Origin of the sequence: Citricoccus sp. K5 (assembly GCF_902506195.1) — a bacterium.
In the GTDB taxonomy this organism is placed as follows: domain Bacteria; phylum Actinomycetota; class Actinomycetes; order Actinomycetales; family Micrococcaceae; genus Citricoccus.
This window is the reverse complement of record NZ_LR732817.1, coordinates 1,252,272-1,267,969: the sequence shown is the minus strand read 5'-3', so window position 1 is coordinate 1,267,969 and position 15,698 is coordinate 1,252,272. Positions and strand designations below refer to the sequence as shown.

The window sequence follows — 15,698 nt, the reverse complement described above, 5'->3', positions numbered from 1 at the left end:
CTTCGACCGTCAGTCTTCGACGAGGGGGGTGCCGCAGGCCCAACCTTCGGGGTTTTCGTGGCAGTCCTCGGCGACGTTCTTGGACTGGGACCGCCAGATGTCCGCGGTAACCGGTTCACTCGGGACCTCGGCAGTGCCCGGGATCGCGATCCACGGCCCATCATTGACGGAGAACTGCCCCCGGTAGGACGTGGTCAGCCCCACTGCGTATTGGCCGGTGTCCTCGTAGACATGGCTGGTGGTGGTCTCCTGGTTGAACTCCACCTGCGGCCCACCCGGGTACGGATTCGACAACTGCTCCGAGCCGTCCCCGTAGTCCCAGGTCCACTGCACCGGCACCGCCTGAATCGCCACCTGCTGACCCAGCATCGTGGTGTTCAACGTCTGGTCCTCCTCGGTCGCGAAGAAATTCGTATTCCCGCGAATCAAACCAAAGCCACCGGAGTCAGACTCGATCTCCGAGGGGGCAATATCCAAGGCACGGAAATCAGCCAACGTCACCACCGGCATCGGCGGAGCATCAGGGGCCTCCGCCGCCGGATCCACCACGACTTCGACATCAGGGCCTGAACAGAATTGACGCCCGATGGTTTCTAAGGCCCCAGGATCATTGGCAGGATACTGAACTCTAATCAGCCATTGGCTGCCGGGCTCTCTACAGGCCGACTGCTCGGCTTCGAGGCAGTCCATCTGAGAAACGCCAGCGATATCCATGCAATAGCCTCGAGTGATCGTAATGATTCGGGCGGGATCCGCAGCTTCGCTTTGTTCGTCTTCTGAGTTTCCAACCTGAGGTACTTCCGTAATGGGCGTGGATGTATCTACCGCAGGAGTTTCTGACGTTTGGGTGCCAGGCGTTGTTCCACCCACTATCGGCGCATTGTTATGAAAACCACCACAAAATACGTCACTGCATCCATCTGCGAACGCTCCAGCATTGCTACCCGGAGCCATCATGGCCACAAGCATTATGGCAATTAGACATATGCCGAGACTTAGAGTTTCAGCTATTTTGCGCATTGACGATCATCCTTGAGCGCCGAGGTCGTCAATCTTCCAGGAGCGATCATTCTCGTTAAAAAACGCAGAGAAGGTCCACGGAATCTTTGACGTTCCCTCTCCAGTCGCGCCCAGCTCGCCATCTGGTCTGTAGATTTGGCCGGGGGCCTCAGAGACCTCCATTGCACCGGTGCCTCCGGATCCGCCGTCGTCGATAGTTGTGAACTGAACATTTATCTCGGCCTGACCGCTTTCAGCCCATCCGCCGAGCTTGTAAATCTCGGACCAGCGATCTATAAGGTCATTACAAAGTTTGCAGTCCGCAGTGGACACACGTTCAAGTGCTTCAGAGTCACCGGTCAATTTCAGATAATTGTCCGCCTCCCACCAATACTCGACTGCGGCTTCAAGGCCTTCTTGAGTGGGTTCCTTTGCCGCTTCGGGCATCTCGGGCACCGGCACGTTCTTCGCCGGAGAGGTCTCGGTGGCCGGCTCATACGTGCCGGAAGGGGAAGCGCTCGGCGACGCACTCGACGAACCATCGGGCGAGGCAGATTCACTCGACACCGATGTGGCACTCGGCGCAACAGAGGACGACTCCCCCGCTCCCCCATCACCAGAACACCCCGCCAACACCAAACCCAACGCCATCACACCAGCCAGGCCAGCCAGTCGGACAGGACGATTCACCGGATCGGTCATGCAGACCCCTCCCTCAGGGCCACAGGGCCACCGACCACGAACCCGGAAACCAACTCATTCCCAGACGAGGCAGTACGCCGTCCCCACGGCTCGCCAACACTCATCAGCACTCATCAACACAGCAGCCCAGCCAGATCCCGCCTGCCAGGCCCCCGACCAGTCTAAACAGACCCCCATGAACCACGTCACAGATATCCACAACGCAAATCCGAGGCCTTCGGATACGTCTCACAGGGAACCTGCCACCCATGCCGCGCCAGATGTGATGGGATGGGTCCGAAACCACCCACGAGTCGGAGCCCTGCCCCACCGCGGGCCCCGGAAGGAGCAGCACCGTGCCCCAGAAGGTCCAGGCGGTCGTCGCCACGGCGAAGGACGCCCCCGTCAGCATCGAGACCATCGTCATTCCGGATCCGGGTCCGGGTGAAGCCGTCGTCGACATCCTCACCTGCGGCGTGTGCCACACCGACCTGCACTACGTCCAGGGCGGCATCGGTGACAACTACCCCTACCTGCTCGGCCACGAGGCCACCGGTGTCGTCTCCCAGATCGGCGAGGGCGTCACGGACGTGGCCGTCGGTGACAAGGTCATCCTCAACTGGCGGGCCGTCTGCGGCGAGTGCCGCGCCTGCAAGAAGGGCCAGCTCCAGTACTGCTTCAACACCCACAACGCCACCCAGAAGATGACACTGGAGGACGGTACCGAACTGGACCCGGCGCTGGGCATCGGCGCCTTCGCCGAGAAGACCCTCGTCGCAGCCGGCCAGTGCACCAAGGTGGAGGGCGTCTCCGAGGAGCAGAATGCCGCTGCCGGGCTGCTCGGCTGCGGCATCATGGCCGGGATCGGCGCTGCCATCAACACCGGGGAGGCCAAGCGCGGCGAGTCCGTGGCTGTCATCGGCTGTGGCGGCGTCGGCACGGCCGCCATTGCCGGCGCCAAGCTGGCCGGGGCAACCACCATCATCGCCGTGGACCTCGATCAGCGGAAGCTGGACAAGGCCGTCGAGCTCGGAGCCACCCACACGGTCAATTCCAAGGACCAGGAAGCCGTCGAGGCCATCCAGGCTCTCACCGGAGGATTCGGCGCCGATCTCGTCATCGACGCCGTGGGCCGCCCCGAGACCTACAAGCAGGCCTTCTACGCCCGCGACCTGGCCGGCCGCGTCGTCCTCGTCGGCGTCCCGACGCCGGAGATGCAGCTGGAGCTGCCCCTCGCCGATGTCTTCGGTCGCGGTGGGTCGCTGAAGTCCTCCTGGTACGGCGACTGCCTGCCCTCCCGCGACTTCCAGATGCTGATCGACCAGTACAACCTGGGCCGCCTCGACCTGGACGCCTTCGTCACCGAGACCATCGGCCTCGGCGACATCGAGGCCGCCTTCGCCAAGATGCACTCCGGTGACGTCCTCCGCTCGGTGGTGGTGCTCTGATGGCTCGCATCAACAAGATCGTCACCTCCGGCACCTTCTCCCTGGATGGCGGCACCTGGGAGGTGGACAACAACGTCTGGATCGTCGGCGACGACGAGACCTGCGTGGTCATCGATCCCGCCCACGACGCCCTCGAGGTCCAGAAGGCTGTCAACGGGCGCCAGGTCCTGGCCATCCTGCTGACCCATGGCCATGACGACCACATCCGCGCCGTCCAGATGTTCCGCTCGCTCGTGGACGCCCCCGTGCTGCTGCACGAGGCCGACCGGATGCTGTGGGACACCGTCTACCCGGACCAGGCCCCCGACGGCACCATCGAGGACGGGGAGACCTTCACCGTGGGCGAGATCCAACTCACCGCCCTGCACACCCCGGGGCACTCCCCCGGCTCGGTCTGCTTCCATTCCCCGGAACTGGTCAGCGACTCCGGAACCCAGGGCGTCGTCTTCTCCGGCGACACCCTCTTCCAGGGCGGACCGGGCGCCACCGGGCGGTCCTACTCGGACTTCGGTACCATCGTGGAGTCGATCAAGAACCGGCTCCTGACGTTGCCGAACGAGACCACGGTCAACACCGGCCATGGGGACTCCACCACGATCGGCGCCGAAGCCCCGCACCTGCAGGAATGGATCGACCGCGGTCACTAGCCGCCGGGCCGGTCTCCCATCAGGCGCCGCCAGTCTCTGACGGGAACACCGACTCTGTGAGTACCGCATCCTCCGAACACCATTCCGGAGGCCTCGTCCTCTTGGGCGGGGCCTCCGGTTCGGGTAAGTCCTATCTGGCCCGCACCTACGGCCGTCCGCACCTGCTGTTGGACTCCTTCTACCGGGAGATCGCCGAGGACCAGAAGTGCGACCCAGAGCGGGCCTTTCCCCGTACCGCCTACGGTGAGATCGACTGGGACCATCCAGGGACCTGGAATGCACGCGCCGCCGTGGACGCGATCATCGAGCTCAGGGAAACCGGCCGCACCCGCGTGCCCGACTACTCCATCACCACGTCGTCCATCACCGGTTACCTGGACCTCGAGCTGGCGGGAGGACCGATCGTCGCGGAGGGCATCTTCGCCGCGGAGCTCCCCCGCATCCTCACCCGGCTTGGAGTCGACTTCCAGGCCTGGTACATCGACCAGCACCAGCTCACGACGGCGGCCCGCCGGCTGGCGCGCGACCTCGCCGAACGCCGGAAGCCGGTCCCCTTCCTTCTCCAGCGAGGATGGTCCCTCCTCCGCAATGAGCGGGAGATCCGCGACCACTACCTGGACGCCGGCTTCACGCCGGTGCCGAAGGGCGAGCTGCATCGGCGTCTCGCAGCGCGCTGACGGCGCAACGCCAACGCCGCAGCAGCCCACAGCGGTGGCCTCCTGGGACGAACCAGGCCAACCAGGCCAACCACCGGATGACCTACCGGGGCGGAACCGCCCGGAGCAGGTCAACCCAGGGCCGGTCCTCGACGGGCTGGTAGGCCGCGCGCAGTCCGGCGGCGAACGTCTCCACGTCCAGCCCCGGCACGGCGTCTGTGGCCGCTCCCGCCGTCGCCGGGTCCCAGTCCAGGCCGAGTGCCGCGTAGACATCCACGAGCACGGCGCGGATCGGCGCGGGATCCTCCACCACGATCGATGAGGAGAACAACCAGGCACCCTTGACGACCCGCTGCGCCGTGCCCGCCAGCTTCACAGGTCCACGCTCGGCTCCGCCCGGCCCGGGCGGCAGCGGCGTGTGCACCGAGTACTCGCCCGGGCAGTACTCCCCGGGAATCTCCCCGACGGCGGCCGGTACCCCAGCGCTCCGGAACACCTGGGCGAACATCTCGCCGAACCCGGCGAAGCGGTCCTGGAACCCCTGCATCGCGTCCTGGTTGCGCTGGATGTGATCCACCACCACGCTGCCGCCGTGATAGGCCGCGGCCCGGCCACCCGCGCGCCGGACCACGGGCGCGAAACCGTGTGCGTGGCACGCCTGCTGGGCTCGGGCAAAACCGGGCAACCGGGTGTCACGCTGGCCGAAGGCCACGGTGGGAGCGGGGCGGTAGAGGCGGACCATCGGAGAGCTGATCACCCCGTTCTGGGCGGCACGGAGCAGGGTGATCCCGTAGTCGAGATCCTCAGCCGGGCCCAGCGATGTCCCCTGCCGGGTCCACTGCAGCACGACCGGTGGGGCCGCGTGCCGAGCCGACGGCTGGACCATCTCAAGCATCGACGGAGGGGACCTTCCGCACCGTCTGGATCTGCTCGGATCGCCCGAACGGGCCCCGCTCGTCATGGAGGACGGACGAGGTCAGCCCGATCCCGTCCGAGCCCATGTTCGAGGTGGTCGCATAGCCCAGCCAAGCGCCCACGGGATCGCGGTAGAGATGGATCTGCAGGTCGACGTTCGGGAATCCGTAGCCACCAGGACCGGCGTCCAGCACGGGGGCGACTCCGTTGGAGGTGTCCGCCATCCCCATCAGCCGGACGAGGTCACTGGTCGGCTCACCCGCGATCATGTCCACGGCAGTGGTGGACCAGCAGCGCCCGTGCCCCGGGGCGTGATCCGGGGCCACCCGCATCTCCAGCGATTTGATGTAGCCACCGGGCCACCGCTGTTCCATCGCCGGGAACGGCCGGCACTGGGCCAAGGGGGTGAGGGCAGAGTCGTTCGTGACGGCCACGTCGGCCGTGTCCGAGGTGACGAGGCGCCAGGCCCGGGCCACCAGGACGGCGCGCCCCTGGGCCCCCAGGGTTGACTCCACCAGTTCGATGGTCCGCCCGGGGCGCAGGGTACGGGTGGTGACCGTCAGGGGCCCGTAGTGCAGTGTTCCGAGGATCTCGAAGGACAACCGGGCCAATCGCAGCTCGGGACGTGGATCGTGGGCCAGGATCTCTGCCGTCATCAGTCCGGAGACCGGGGCCATGTGGAGTTCGTCGTCTCGCCACGTGCCCTGGGCATGGACCAGCGAGTCGAACTCCGAGGTGCGCACCCCGTCCACCACGCTGGGAGGCGAGGTCCGCTGGAAGTTGGCGCCGACGTCGTGCCCCTCGATGCCGGAACCGCCGGCCATGGTGGTGGAAGTCATGCCCTCCATCCTGTCAGAGCCGGAGATGCGGCGCTGGACAAGTCGGCTGGCGAGTGGCTCCGATTCGTACGGAGACCGGAATCCAGTACCTTGGCTGAACCGTCGTCATACCTGAGATCAGGATGGAGGTCGAGATCTACTGCGATGCCTACCGTGTCTGGGTGGCCACCACCGTCAACGGCGTGTAGCCCGCAGAATTGTAAGCCCGTACGGCGAACTGAGTCTTCGCCCCGCGGCTGACCGCATAACTTCCGGACGAGTAGCGACCATCCACCTGACCCACATACTTCCACCCCCCGAAACTCGAGGAACCCACCGGAGCCGTGCGGCGGAACACCTTGTAATAATCCGCCCGAGCAGACTTGCCCCACCAGATCGACAGCTTCCCGCCCGTCCACTGCTGCTTGCCCGCCACCACCGTCGCCGGCACCTGCAGCTGCTCCAGCGTCTGGGTGGCCACCACCGTCAACGGCGTGTAGCCCGCAGAATTGTAAGCCCGTACGGCGAACTGAGTCTTCGCCCCGCGGCTGACCGCATAACTTCCGGACGAGTAGCGACCATCCACCTGACCCAAGGAACCCACCGGAGCCGTGCGGCGGAACACCTTGTAATAATCCGCCCGAGCAGACTTGCCCCACCAGATCGACAGCTTCCCGCCCGTCCACTGCTGCTTGCCCGCCACCACCGTCGCCGGCACCTGGTACTGGCCATATTTTTGCCGCGCAGCGTTGACCGCGGAAGCCACATTCTTGCGGATGGTCGGCAGCTGAGCGTCCAGGTACCGCCCCGGGCAGGCCGTGGAGTTGGTGACCTTGTGCCCCAGGATGGTGGGAACGGTCACCCTGGTGCCGTCACTCCACCGGGCGGTGCCCTTGCCCCGCTGGGTCAGCGTGACGTTGGCCGTCGGGTTCACGTCATACCGGTAGGCCTGCCAGGCGAGCACCTTCTCGATGGCCCGTACCATGGGGGCCGGGGCCGAGGCGATGTCATAGTTGCCCATGGCGGAGATGCCGATGGTGTCCGTGTTGAACCCGCCGGCCTGAGCGCCCTGGACGGGCTTCTCGATCGATCCGCGGCGGCCCTGGAAGATGTTGCCGTACTTGTCCACCAGGAACTGGTAGCCGATGTCTCCCCAGTTCAGGGAGACCGCGTGGTACTGGAAGATGCCCCGGATCTGGGCGTAGGCGCCGGAGGCGGTGTAGTTGTTCGACCCGGCCGTGTGGTGCACGTACATCGCCTTCAGGTCCGTCGACGGGGTCCCCCAGTCCTTGACCTTGCTCTCATCGGCACCCCACTGCGCGCGGGTGATGATCTTCGGCTTGATCGCATCAGCCGAGGAGTTGGCCGTGGCAGTGGCCTGGGCGGTCCCGGTGATCAGTCCCTGCTGTTCATGGACGGCGGGTGTGAAGGCCGCGTCGCTGCCCGTGCCGAGGGAGGAAGCCGGCACGGCCGCTGCGCCCTGGGTGGATGATGCGGATTCCTGGCTGGCCAGGCCGGCCTGCTGCTCGATCTCCGCCAGGTCGCCTGAGGCAGAGGAAGCTGCCTCCAGCTTGCCGTCGGTCTCGGCCGTGCCCGGGTCGATGAGCTCCAGCTCCAGTCCGGCCGGAACCTCGCCGTCCGCCGTGGTCACCCGGGCCTGGATGGCATCGCCCCCGCTGGAGATCAAGGGCTCGGTGCCCACGCGGTCAGCATGAGGCGCCTCATCGCCGTCATGGATCTCCATGCTGTTCCAGTCGGTCCACTCCCCCGCTTCACGTACACGCAGGGACACGTCAGTGACCTGGTTCGTCTCGGCGATGTCCCACGTCACGCCCGCGACGATGAAGTCCATGGTCTCGACCGGTTGGGTGAGGGCCGCGATCCGCTCGACCTCGACCTCCTGCGTGGACGAGATGGCGCCGTTGAAGACGGAGTCAGTCAGCTCCTCGGCCTCGGGGGCCGCTGGAGCATCGGCGGTGGCGTCAGCCTTGGCCCGGAGTTCCCGGATCACGACGTCGGAGGGCTGGGCCTCGCTGCCCGGTGACTTCGGTGCTGTGCCGGACACGGGGGTCGACCGGGCCGAGAGCGTCGAGGACATCAGCGAGACCTCGGGCTCGGTGGCCGCGGACTCAGCGGCCGCGGCTTCGCTGGCCTCCGGTGCCGAGGACGCCGACGGCTCAGCGAGGTCAGGGGTGTCCGTGACCGAGGGAGCTGGTGTGCTGTCAGGCGCCTGGGTGCTGTCAGGCGCCTGGGTGCCGTCAGGCGCCTGGGTGCCGTCAGGCGCCTGGGTGCCGTCAGGCGCCTGGGTGCCGTCAGGCGCCTGGGTGCCGTCAGAGGTCTCGGTGCCGTCAGGCGTCTCGGTGCTCTCAAGGTCCGGCGTGTCAGGGGCTTCCGTCACGTCAGGAGCCGGTGCCGACTCAGGGGTGTCCGCCACCTCGGGGAGCGCCTCGGGGTCGATGCCGCCGAGGGCAATGGACTGCTCCTCGGCACCCTTGACCTCAGAGGCCACCTCACCTGGCTCGACGGCCGGGTCAACGGCATTCTCGCTGGTGGCGGCGGTCACCGCCGGAGCAGCAGTGGTGTCCGGCACCACGGGCATGGCCGTGGCCGGCAGGACGGTGGTGGCGGTGAGCGTGAGTGCCAGGGCAGTGGCGGCGCCGGCCTTCAGGACAGGGTGGAGCGTCCGGGACATATCAGTTTTTCCCTCAAGTGGTGCAGAGCGGTGGACGTGGTCGTGGGTTTCCCCTCCACGCCACAGATAGGTTATCAAGCGTTTATTGACTTGTAATCACTTTTGTCCCTTTGGTCTCAGCTTTAACACAGAGTTCACTCCGTGGTTGGCGCTGATGACAGGCCCAGCCAGGACAAGACAAAGGGACACCGGGTCCCCCTCAAGGGTGGACCCGGTGTCCCTATGCGCGCCGTCGGTGGACGGCTGTCAGAGCTCTCCGTCGATCTTAGAAGTCCCAGTCATCGTCCTCCGTGGTTTCGGCCTTGCCGATCACGTAGGAGGAGCCGGAGCCGGAGAAGAAGTCGTGGTTCTCATCCGCATTCGGTGACAGTGCTGAGAGGATGGCCGGATTCACGTCGGTGACGGCGGAGGGGAACATCCCCTCGTAGCCGAGGTTCATCAGGGCCTTGTTGGCGTTGTAGTTCAGGAACTTCTTGACGTCCTCAGCCAGGCCGACGGAGTCGTAGAGGTCATGGGTGTACTGGACCTCGTTCTCGTACAGTTCGAACATGAGCTCGAAGGTGTAGTCCTTGAGCTCCTGCTGGCGCTCCGCCGACTCATTCTCCAACCCGCGCTGGTACTTGTAGCCGATGTAGTACCCGTGCACGGCCTCGTCGCGGATGATGAGACGGATCAGGTCCGCGGTGTTGGTCAGCTTGGCACGGGAGGACCAGTACATGGGCAGGTAGAAGCCGGAGTAGAAGAGGAAGGACTCCAGGATGGTGGAGGCCACCTTCTTCTTCAGCGGATCGTCACCGTGGTAGTAGTCCAGGATGATCCGGGCCTTCCTCTGCAGGTTGGCGTTCTCCTGGGACCAACGGAACGCGTCGTCGATCTCCTTGGTGTTGGACAGCGTGGAGAAGATCGAGGAATAGCTCTTCGCGTGCACCGACTCCATGAACGCGATATTCGTGTAGACGGCCTCCTCGTGGGTGGTCAGCGAGTCCGCGATGAGGGAGACAGCGCCCACGGTGCCCTGGATGGTGTCCAGCAGGGTCAGTCCGGTGAAGACCCGCATGGTGAGGGTCTTCTCGTCCTCGGACAGCGTGGCCCAGGACTGGATGTCATTGGACAGCGGCACCTTCTCCGGGAGCCAGAAGTTGGAGGTCAGACGGTTCCAGACCTCCACGTCCTTGTCATCCTGGATACGGTTCCAGTTGATTGCCTCGACGGTCTCGAGGGTCTTGACAGCGTCGGCCATCATCTCAGGTGTCGTCCTCACTTCAAGGGTGCAGTGCTGTGGGTGGTTCGTGGTTCAGCCGGGCGGGCCGCCGGGAAGCGACCCGCCCGGCCCAGGCTAGTGGCCGGCGTCGGGCCCGGAGGCCTGACGGATCAGAGCATGCAGGAGACGCAGCCCTCGACCTCGGTGCCTTCCAGCGCGAGCTGGCGCAACCGGATGTAGTAGATGGTCTTGATGCCCTTGCGCCAAGCGTAGATCTGGGCCTTGTTCAGGTCACGGGTGGTGGCCGTGTCCTTGAAGAACAGGGTCAGGGACAGGCCCTGGTCCACGTGCTGAGTGGCGGCGGCGTAGGTGTCGATGACCTTCTCGTAGCCGATCTCGTATGCATCGTCGTAGTACTCGAGGTTCTCGTTCGTCAGGTAGGGAGCCGGGTAGTAGACGCGACCCAGCTTGCCCTCCTTGCGGATCTCGATCTTCGAGGCGACCGGGTGGATCGAGGAGGTCGAGTTGTTGATGTAGGAGATCGAACCGGTCGGCGGCACCGCCTGCAGGTTCTGGTTGAAGATGCCGTGCTCCATGACAGAGGCCTTCAGCTCGCGCCAGTCGGCCTGGGTGGGGATGGACACGTTGGCACCGGAGAACAGCTCGGCGACCCGCGGGGTGGCCGGCTCCCAGACCTGTTCGGTGTACTTGTCGAAGAACGTCCCGGAGGCGTACGTGGAGTCCTCGAAGCCGCCGAACGTCGACCCGGTCTCCATCGCGATGCGGTTGGAGGACCGCAGGGCGTGGAACAGCACCGTGTAGAAGTAGATGTTCGTGAAGTCGATGCCTTCCTCGGAGCCGTAGTGCACCCGCTCGCGGGCCAGGTAGCCGTGCAGGTTCATCTGGCCCAGGCCGATGGCGTGCGAGGAGTTGTTGCCCTGGACGATGGACGGCACCGAGTTGATCTCAGACATGGTGGACACCGCGGTGAGCGCCCGGATGGCCGTCTCGATGGACTTGCCGAAGTCCGGCGAATCCATGGTCTTGGCGATGTTCATGGACCCGAGGTTGCAGGAGATGTCCTTGCCCACGGAGGCGTAGGTCAGGTCCTCATTGAACTCCGAGGCCTCGGAGACCTGGAGGATCTCGGAGCACAGGTTGGACATGGTGATCCGGCCCTTGATCGGGTTGGCCTGGTTCACCGTGTCCTCGAAGACGATGTACGGGTAGCCGGACTCGAACTGGATCTCAGCGAGCGTCTGGAAGAACTCGCGGGCGTTGATCTTGGTCTTCTTGATCCGCGCGTCGTCGACCATCTCGTAGTACTTCTCCGAGACCGAGATCTCGGTGAACGGCTTGCCGTAGACGCGCTGCACGTCGTACGGGCTGAAGAGGTACATGTCCTCGTTCTTCTTGGCCAGCTCGAACGTGATGTCCGGGATGACGACGCCCAGGGACAGGGTCTTGATGCGCACCTTCTCGTCCGCGTTCTCGCGCTTGGTGTCCAGGAACCGGTAGATGTCCGGGTGGTGGGCGTGCAGGTACACGGCTCCGGCACCCTGGCGGGCACCGAGCTGGTTCGCGTAGGAGAAGGAGTCTTCGAGGAGCTTCATCACCGGGATGACGCCGGAGGACTGGTTCTCGATCTGCTTGATCGGGGCGCCGTGCTCACGGATGTTGGTGAGGGACAGGGCCACGCCGCCGCCGCGCTTGGACAGTTGCAGGGAGGAGTTGATGCTGCGCGCGATCGACTCCATGTTGTCCTCGATACGCAGCAGGAAGCAGGAGACGAGCTCGCCGCGCTGGGCCTTGCCGGCGTTGAGGAAGGTCGGGGTGGCGGGCTGGAAGCGTCCGCCCACCATCTCCTCCACCAGGTCGATGGCGAGCTGCTCATCGCCCTGGGCCAGGTGCAGGGCCACCATGCAGACGCGGTCCTCGTAGCGCTCCAGGTAGCGCTTGCCGTCGAAGGTCTTCAGCGCGTAGGACGTGTAGAACTTGAAGGCGCCCAGGAAGGTGGGGAAACGGAACTTCAACCCGTAGGCGCGGTCCCAGAGACTCGTCCGGAACTCGGCGGAGTACTGCTCCAGCGTCTCGGCCTCGTAGTAGTCGTGCTCCACGAGGTAGGTCAGCTTCTCGTTCAGGTCGTGGAAGAAGACGGTGTTGTTGTTGACATGCTGCAGGAAGTACTGACGGGCTGCGGCGTGGTCCGCCTCGAACTGGATCTTGCCGTCCGCACCGTAGAGGTTCAGCATGGCGTTCAGCTCGTGGTAGCCCAGGTTCTGCCATGCCGCCGGCAGCTCCTTGGCCGACCTGATCATGTCCTGCTCGGTGATAGTCATCCCCAAAACCTTTCCAATCCTTCGCGCACGGCCGTGACGTCCTCCGGCGTGCCCATGAGTTCGAATCTGTACATCAGGGGGACCTCGCACTTGCGCGCCACGATGTCCCCGGCGAGGCAGTAGGCCTCGTAGAAGTTGGTGTTCCCTGCGGCAATGACGCCCCGGATCAGTTCCCGGTTCGACTTGACGTTGAGGAATTTGATGACCTGCTTCGGCACGGCTCCCTTGCCGTCTCCCCCGCCATAGGTCGGCAGGACGAGGACGAAGGGCTCCGTGGCCAGGAGGGTCGGTTCCTTGGTGATGATCGGCAGCCGCGCCACTTCACCCTCCGGCAGCTCCAGTTTGGAGACGAAGCGGTGGGTGTAGCCGGAGGCGGAGGAGAAGTAGATCAGGCGTGCAGCCGTCTGTTGCGGGGTCTGGGACCCCACAACACCTGTCGGCCTGCTGTCGCTGACCACGCTCGTCATGGTGACCTCGGGAACCTCAGGCCACCGAGGCGGCAGCGGCGGTGGTCAGCTCCTCGATCTTGTCCGGACGGAAGCCGGACCAGTGCTCGGCACCCGAGATGACGACCGGGGCCTGCATGTAGCCCAACGACCGGACGCGCTCCAGCGCCTCGGCGTCCTGGGACATGTCCACGGTCTCGTAGGCGATGCCCTTCTTGTCCAGGGCGCGGTAGGTGGCATTGCACTGCACGCAAGCCGGCTTGGAGTAAACGGTGACGGTCATGGTCATTCCCCTGTCCTCGGTTACCGCGTCCGGATTGCCGGACCGGCGGGCGTTTCTGCTCTGTGGTCTGTGTTCTTGCGTCATGGCCGCGAAATCCGTCTAGGGCCTGTTCAACAGGTCCCGATACCGTGGATTCCGGGCCCGCCCGGACTCTCCGGCGTGAAAAACTGCGCGGTCCGAACTGCTGACATCAATACTACATCTAGTGGTGACCGTATGGAACAACCACAAGATCCTGTCTTACATGGTTGGGATTAGTTTCCCCCAGTTCGTCCACAGGCGGTGTGGATGAACGGGCCGTGAACGCACCCGCCCGGAACGCCGGAATCACGCCGATCGACGGTTGCGGGCCGGAGAACGTCCACAGGGTGTGGACGAAGAGGCCCGGCGTTGTGCACAGATTCTTTTGATCCGGCACGGCGGCGTGTCCTGTCCGCGGCGGCGGCGTGTCGGCATCGTGACGGGACCGGTCGGCTTCACGGACAGGACCCGGTTAGCCTCGAGGACCCACAAGAGGAACCACAAGAGGCACCACAGGAGGGACTCCCATGCCCACGCCAGAGACACCCCGCCGACTGGTCAACACCCACGACCTCGTCGGCCGCGCCGGCCTCACCGCCCGCGAGACAGCGACCGCCGCAGACGCCACAGGTGCCAGGATCGCCACCGGCGCCGCAGGCGCGATCTGGAAACTCGAGGAGCCGCTCCGGGAGCTTGATTCGAACATCATCGCGTTGCCGGCCGGTGACGGGATCGACGCGCACCAGGGCCCGGACAACGACGTGATGATCCATGTCCTCCACGGCTCCGGCACGCTCGGAACCGCAGAGGGAGACCTGACCCTTCGGCCCGGAGACCTCCTGTGGATGCCCCGGCGTTCGATGCGCCGCTTCACCGCGGATGGTTCCGGACTGGTCTACCACACGGTCCACGTCAGGAAGCCGGGCCTGCTCCCGACTCTGCGCCCATGACGTCGCTTCCGAACTGGGCGATGGCGTCCCCGATGGACCGGTGCAGGGTGGGGTAGGCCCACGGGATCCGGGCCAGTTCGGCCAGCGGCACCCGGGCGTGGACGGCCACGGTGAGCGCCCCGAGGATCTCCCCGGCATGGGGGCCCACCACCGCCGCGCCGGCGAGCGCTCCCCCACTCGTCCTGGTCCCGGCTCCCTTCCCAGTCCCCTTCTCCTCCGCCCCAGCCCCCTTCTCCTCCGCAGTCCCCTCCGCCAGAGCCACCAGGGTCAGGTGCCCTCGAACCTCGTCGATCCACCCCCGGCTCGAGGCCCCGAGATCCACCCTCACCACGTGGACCTCGGAGGCATCGCCCCCCTGATGCTCCACGGCCTTCCGGGCCTCACCCTCAGAGAGCCCGACGGCGGCCACCTCCGGATCCGTGTACGTCACCCGGGGTACGGCATGCCGGGGGAAGGGGCGCGGAGCCGCTCCGGCCAGGAGCTGGTCCGCCACCACCGCCGCCTGGGCCATGGACGTGTGGGTGAAGGGGCCAACACCGGTCATGTCCCCGATGGCGTATCGGCCCGGCACGGGCTGCCCACCCTCCGCGGCCGCGCCGTCCAGGACGCGGCACCAGTCATCCACGTCCACGGGGTCCCGCGGCACCCGGCCGGTGGCCAGCAGCACTCGGTCCACGGTCAGCCGGTCCCCCGTGGTCAGCTCCAGGTCCACGGGGCCGGCCGAGGCCGGGATGCCGTGCGACGTCTCATACCGGGAGGCCTCCCCGGCCTGCACACCACTGATCTCCGTCCCCGTACGGACGTCGATCCCCTCGGACCGGAACCGCTCCGCCACCAGCTCGCCGGCCTCCGGGGCTTCGCCCGAGAGCAACCGTCCACCGCGCACCAGCAGGCTGACGCGGACCCCGAACCCGGTCAGCGCCTGCGCCAGTTCACATCCCACGGGCCCACCGCCCACGATGGCGAGGGAGGCCGGGAGTGTCTCCGCCGTCACCACGTCCCGGTGGGTCCACGTCACCGCATCCGGCAGGCCGGGCACCGGGATCCGCACCGATTCCGAGCCGGTGTTCAGGACCACCGCACGGCGGGCCGTCCAGGTCTGGCGCGCGCCGCCGTCGTTCGGGGTGACGGTGACGCTGGTGCCGTCTGAGGCCGTGCCGGTTGCGGGGCCTCCCGCGATCTCGGCCCGGCCGTGGACGAACGTCGCGCCGGTGCCGAGCAGCCGCTCCACGGCCACCCGGTCGTCCCAGTGGTCCGTGGCCTCCTCGCGGATCCGCTGCGCCACCCTCGCCCACGAGGCGTCCGCCCTTCGGGACTCGTGCAGCATCATCTTCGACGGGATGCAGCCGTAGTACGGGCATTCGCCGCCGACCAGGTGCTCGTCCACGGCCATCACCGACCAGCCGCCGCGCGCCAGCCGTGCGGCGATGTCCTCCCCGCCGGGCCCGAGTCCGATCACGATGGCGTCGACCGTCCTGGACGCCGAGACGGACGTGACAGACGTGGCGGCGGGCGTGGGGATCGACGCCGGGATGGGAGTGGACGCTGGGGTGGAGGGGGAAGCCATGGGACCAGACTTCCATCAGCGCACCCCGGGTGGCG

14 protein-coding genes are annotated in these 15,698 nt (G+C 66.0%); 4 read left to right on the top strand and 10 right to left on the bottom strand.

Going from position 1 to position 15,698, the window contains the following annotated elements:
• Nucleotides 1–9 precede the first annotated feature (9 nt).
• On the bottom strand, nt 10–714 hold the full coding sequence (locus tag BOSE125_RS05670; protein ID WP_236557833.1) for a PKD domain-containing protein: 705 nt from the start codon (nt 712–714) through the stop codon (nt 10–12).
• Between the two features lie 312 nt (nt 715–1,026).
• Nucleotides 1,027–1,701: a DUF6318 family protein gene (locus BOSE125_RS05665; protein ID WP_159550806.1), complete on the bottom strand. Its 675-nt coding sequence runs from the start codon at nt 1,699–1,701 to the stop codon at nt 1,027–1,029.
• Nucleotides 1,702–2,036: 335 nt separating this feature from the next.
• On the opposite strand from BOSE125_RS05665, the gene BOSE125_RS05660 reads away from it, so the two are divergent.
• The 3 genes from BOSE125_RS05660 to BOSE125_RS05650 are packed head-to-tail and all read left to right on the top strand — an operon-like array spanning nt 2,037 to nt 4,452.
• Entirely contained in the window at nt 2,037–3,128 is a 1,092-nt protein-coding gene (locus tag BOSE125_RS05660; RefSeq protein ID WP_159550804.1) for an S-(hydroxymethyl)mycothiol dehydrogenase, read from the top strand.
• Nucleotides 3,128–3,775, top strand: a complete 648-nt coding sequence (locus BOSE125_RS05655) for an MBL fold metallo-hydrolase (protein WP_159550802.1) — start codon at nt 3,128–3,130, stop codon at nt 3,773–3,775. Before BOSE125_RS05660 ends, BOSE125_RS05655 begins: the two co-directional genes overlap by 1 nt.
• Before the next feature lie 56 nt (nt 3,776–3,831).
• Nucleotides 3,832–4,452 (top strand): uridine kinase, encoded by a 621-nt coding sequence (locus BOSE125_RS05650; protein ID WP_236557832.1) that lies wholly within the window; start codon nt 3,832–3,834, stop codon nt 4,450–4,452.
• 82 nt (nt 4,453–4,534) lie between these two features.
• Here BOSE125_RS05650 and BOSE125_RS05645 read toward each other — a convergent pair whose 3' ends face one another.
• The 7 genes from BOSE125_RS05645 to nrdH form a co-directional block, all read right to left on the bottom strand.
• Nucleotides 4,535–5,317 (bottom strand): lipoyl protein ligase domain-containing protein, encoded by a 783-nt coding sequence (locus BOSE125_RS05645; protein ID WP_159554770.1) that lies wholly within the window; start codon nt 5,315–5,317, stop codon nt 4,535–4,537.
• A gap of 1 nt (nt 5,318) precedes the next feature.
• Nucleotides 5,319–6,185, bottom strand: a complete 867-nt coding sequence (locus tag BOSE125_RS05640) for a thioesterase family protein (RefSeq protein ID WP_159550798.1) — start codon at nt 6,183–6,185, stop codon at nt 5,319–5,321.
• 148 nt (nt 6,186–6,333) lie between these two features.
• Nucleotides 6,334–8,856, bottom strand: a complete 2,523-nt coding sequence (locus BOSE125_RS05635) for an N-acetylmuramoyl-L-alanine amidase (protein ID WP_159550796.1) — start codon at nt 8,854–8,856, stop codon at nt 6,334–6,336.
• Nucleotides 8,857–9,121: 265 nt separating this feature from the next.
• Nucleotides 9,122–10,096, bottom strand: coding sequence for a class 1b ribonucleoside-diphosphate reductase subunit beta (nrdF, locus tag BOSE125_RS05630; protein WP_159554768.1), 975 nt, complete (start codon nt 10,094–10,096; stop codon nt 9,122–9,124).
• 131 nt (nt 10,097–10,227) lie between these two features.
• Nucleotides 10,228–12,396, bottom strand: a complete 2,169-nt coding sequence (gene nrdE / locus BOSE125_RS05625; protein ID WP_236557831.1) for a class 1b ribonucleoside-diphosphate reductase subunit alpha — start codon at nt 12,394–12,396, stop codon at nt 10,228–10,230.
• Nucleotides 12,393–12,863, bottom strand: coding sequence for a class Ib ribonucleoside-diphosphate reductase assembly flavoprotein NrdI (gene nrdI / locus BOSE125_RS05620; RefSeq protein ID WP_159550794.1), 471 nt, complete (start codon nt 12,861–12,863; stop codon nt 12,393–12,395). The genes nrdE and nrdI overlap by 4 nt, the downstream gene beginning before the upstream one ends.
• A 16-nt stretch (nt 12,864–12,879) precedes the next feature.
• Nucleotides 12,880–13,125, bottom strand: coding sequence for a glutaredoxin-like protein NrdH (gene nrdH, locus BOSE125_RS05615; protein ID WP_159550792.1), 246 nt, complete (start codon nt 13,123–13,125; stop codon nt 12,880–12,882).
• Nucleotides 13,126–13,673: 548 nt separating this feature from the next.
• Between nrdH and BOSE125_RS05610 the strand changes: the two genes are divergently transcribed.
• A complete protein-coding gene (locus BOSE125_RS05610; protein ID WP_159550790.1) occupies nt 13,674–14,096 on the top strand; it encodes a cupin domain-containing protein in 423 nt (140 codons plus the stop codon).
• Here the strand turns inward: BOSE125_RS05610 and BOSE125_RS05605 are convergent.
• Entirely contained in the window at nt 14,059–15,663 is a 1,605-nt protein-coding gene (locus tag BOSE125_RS05605) for an NAD(P)/FAD-dependent oxidoreductase (protein ID WP_159550788.1), read from the bottom strand. The two genes, BOSE125_RS05610 and BOSE125_RS05605, sit on opposite strands and share 38 nt — an antisense overlap.
• Nucleotides 15,664–15,698: the final 35 nt, after the last annotated feature.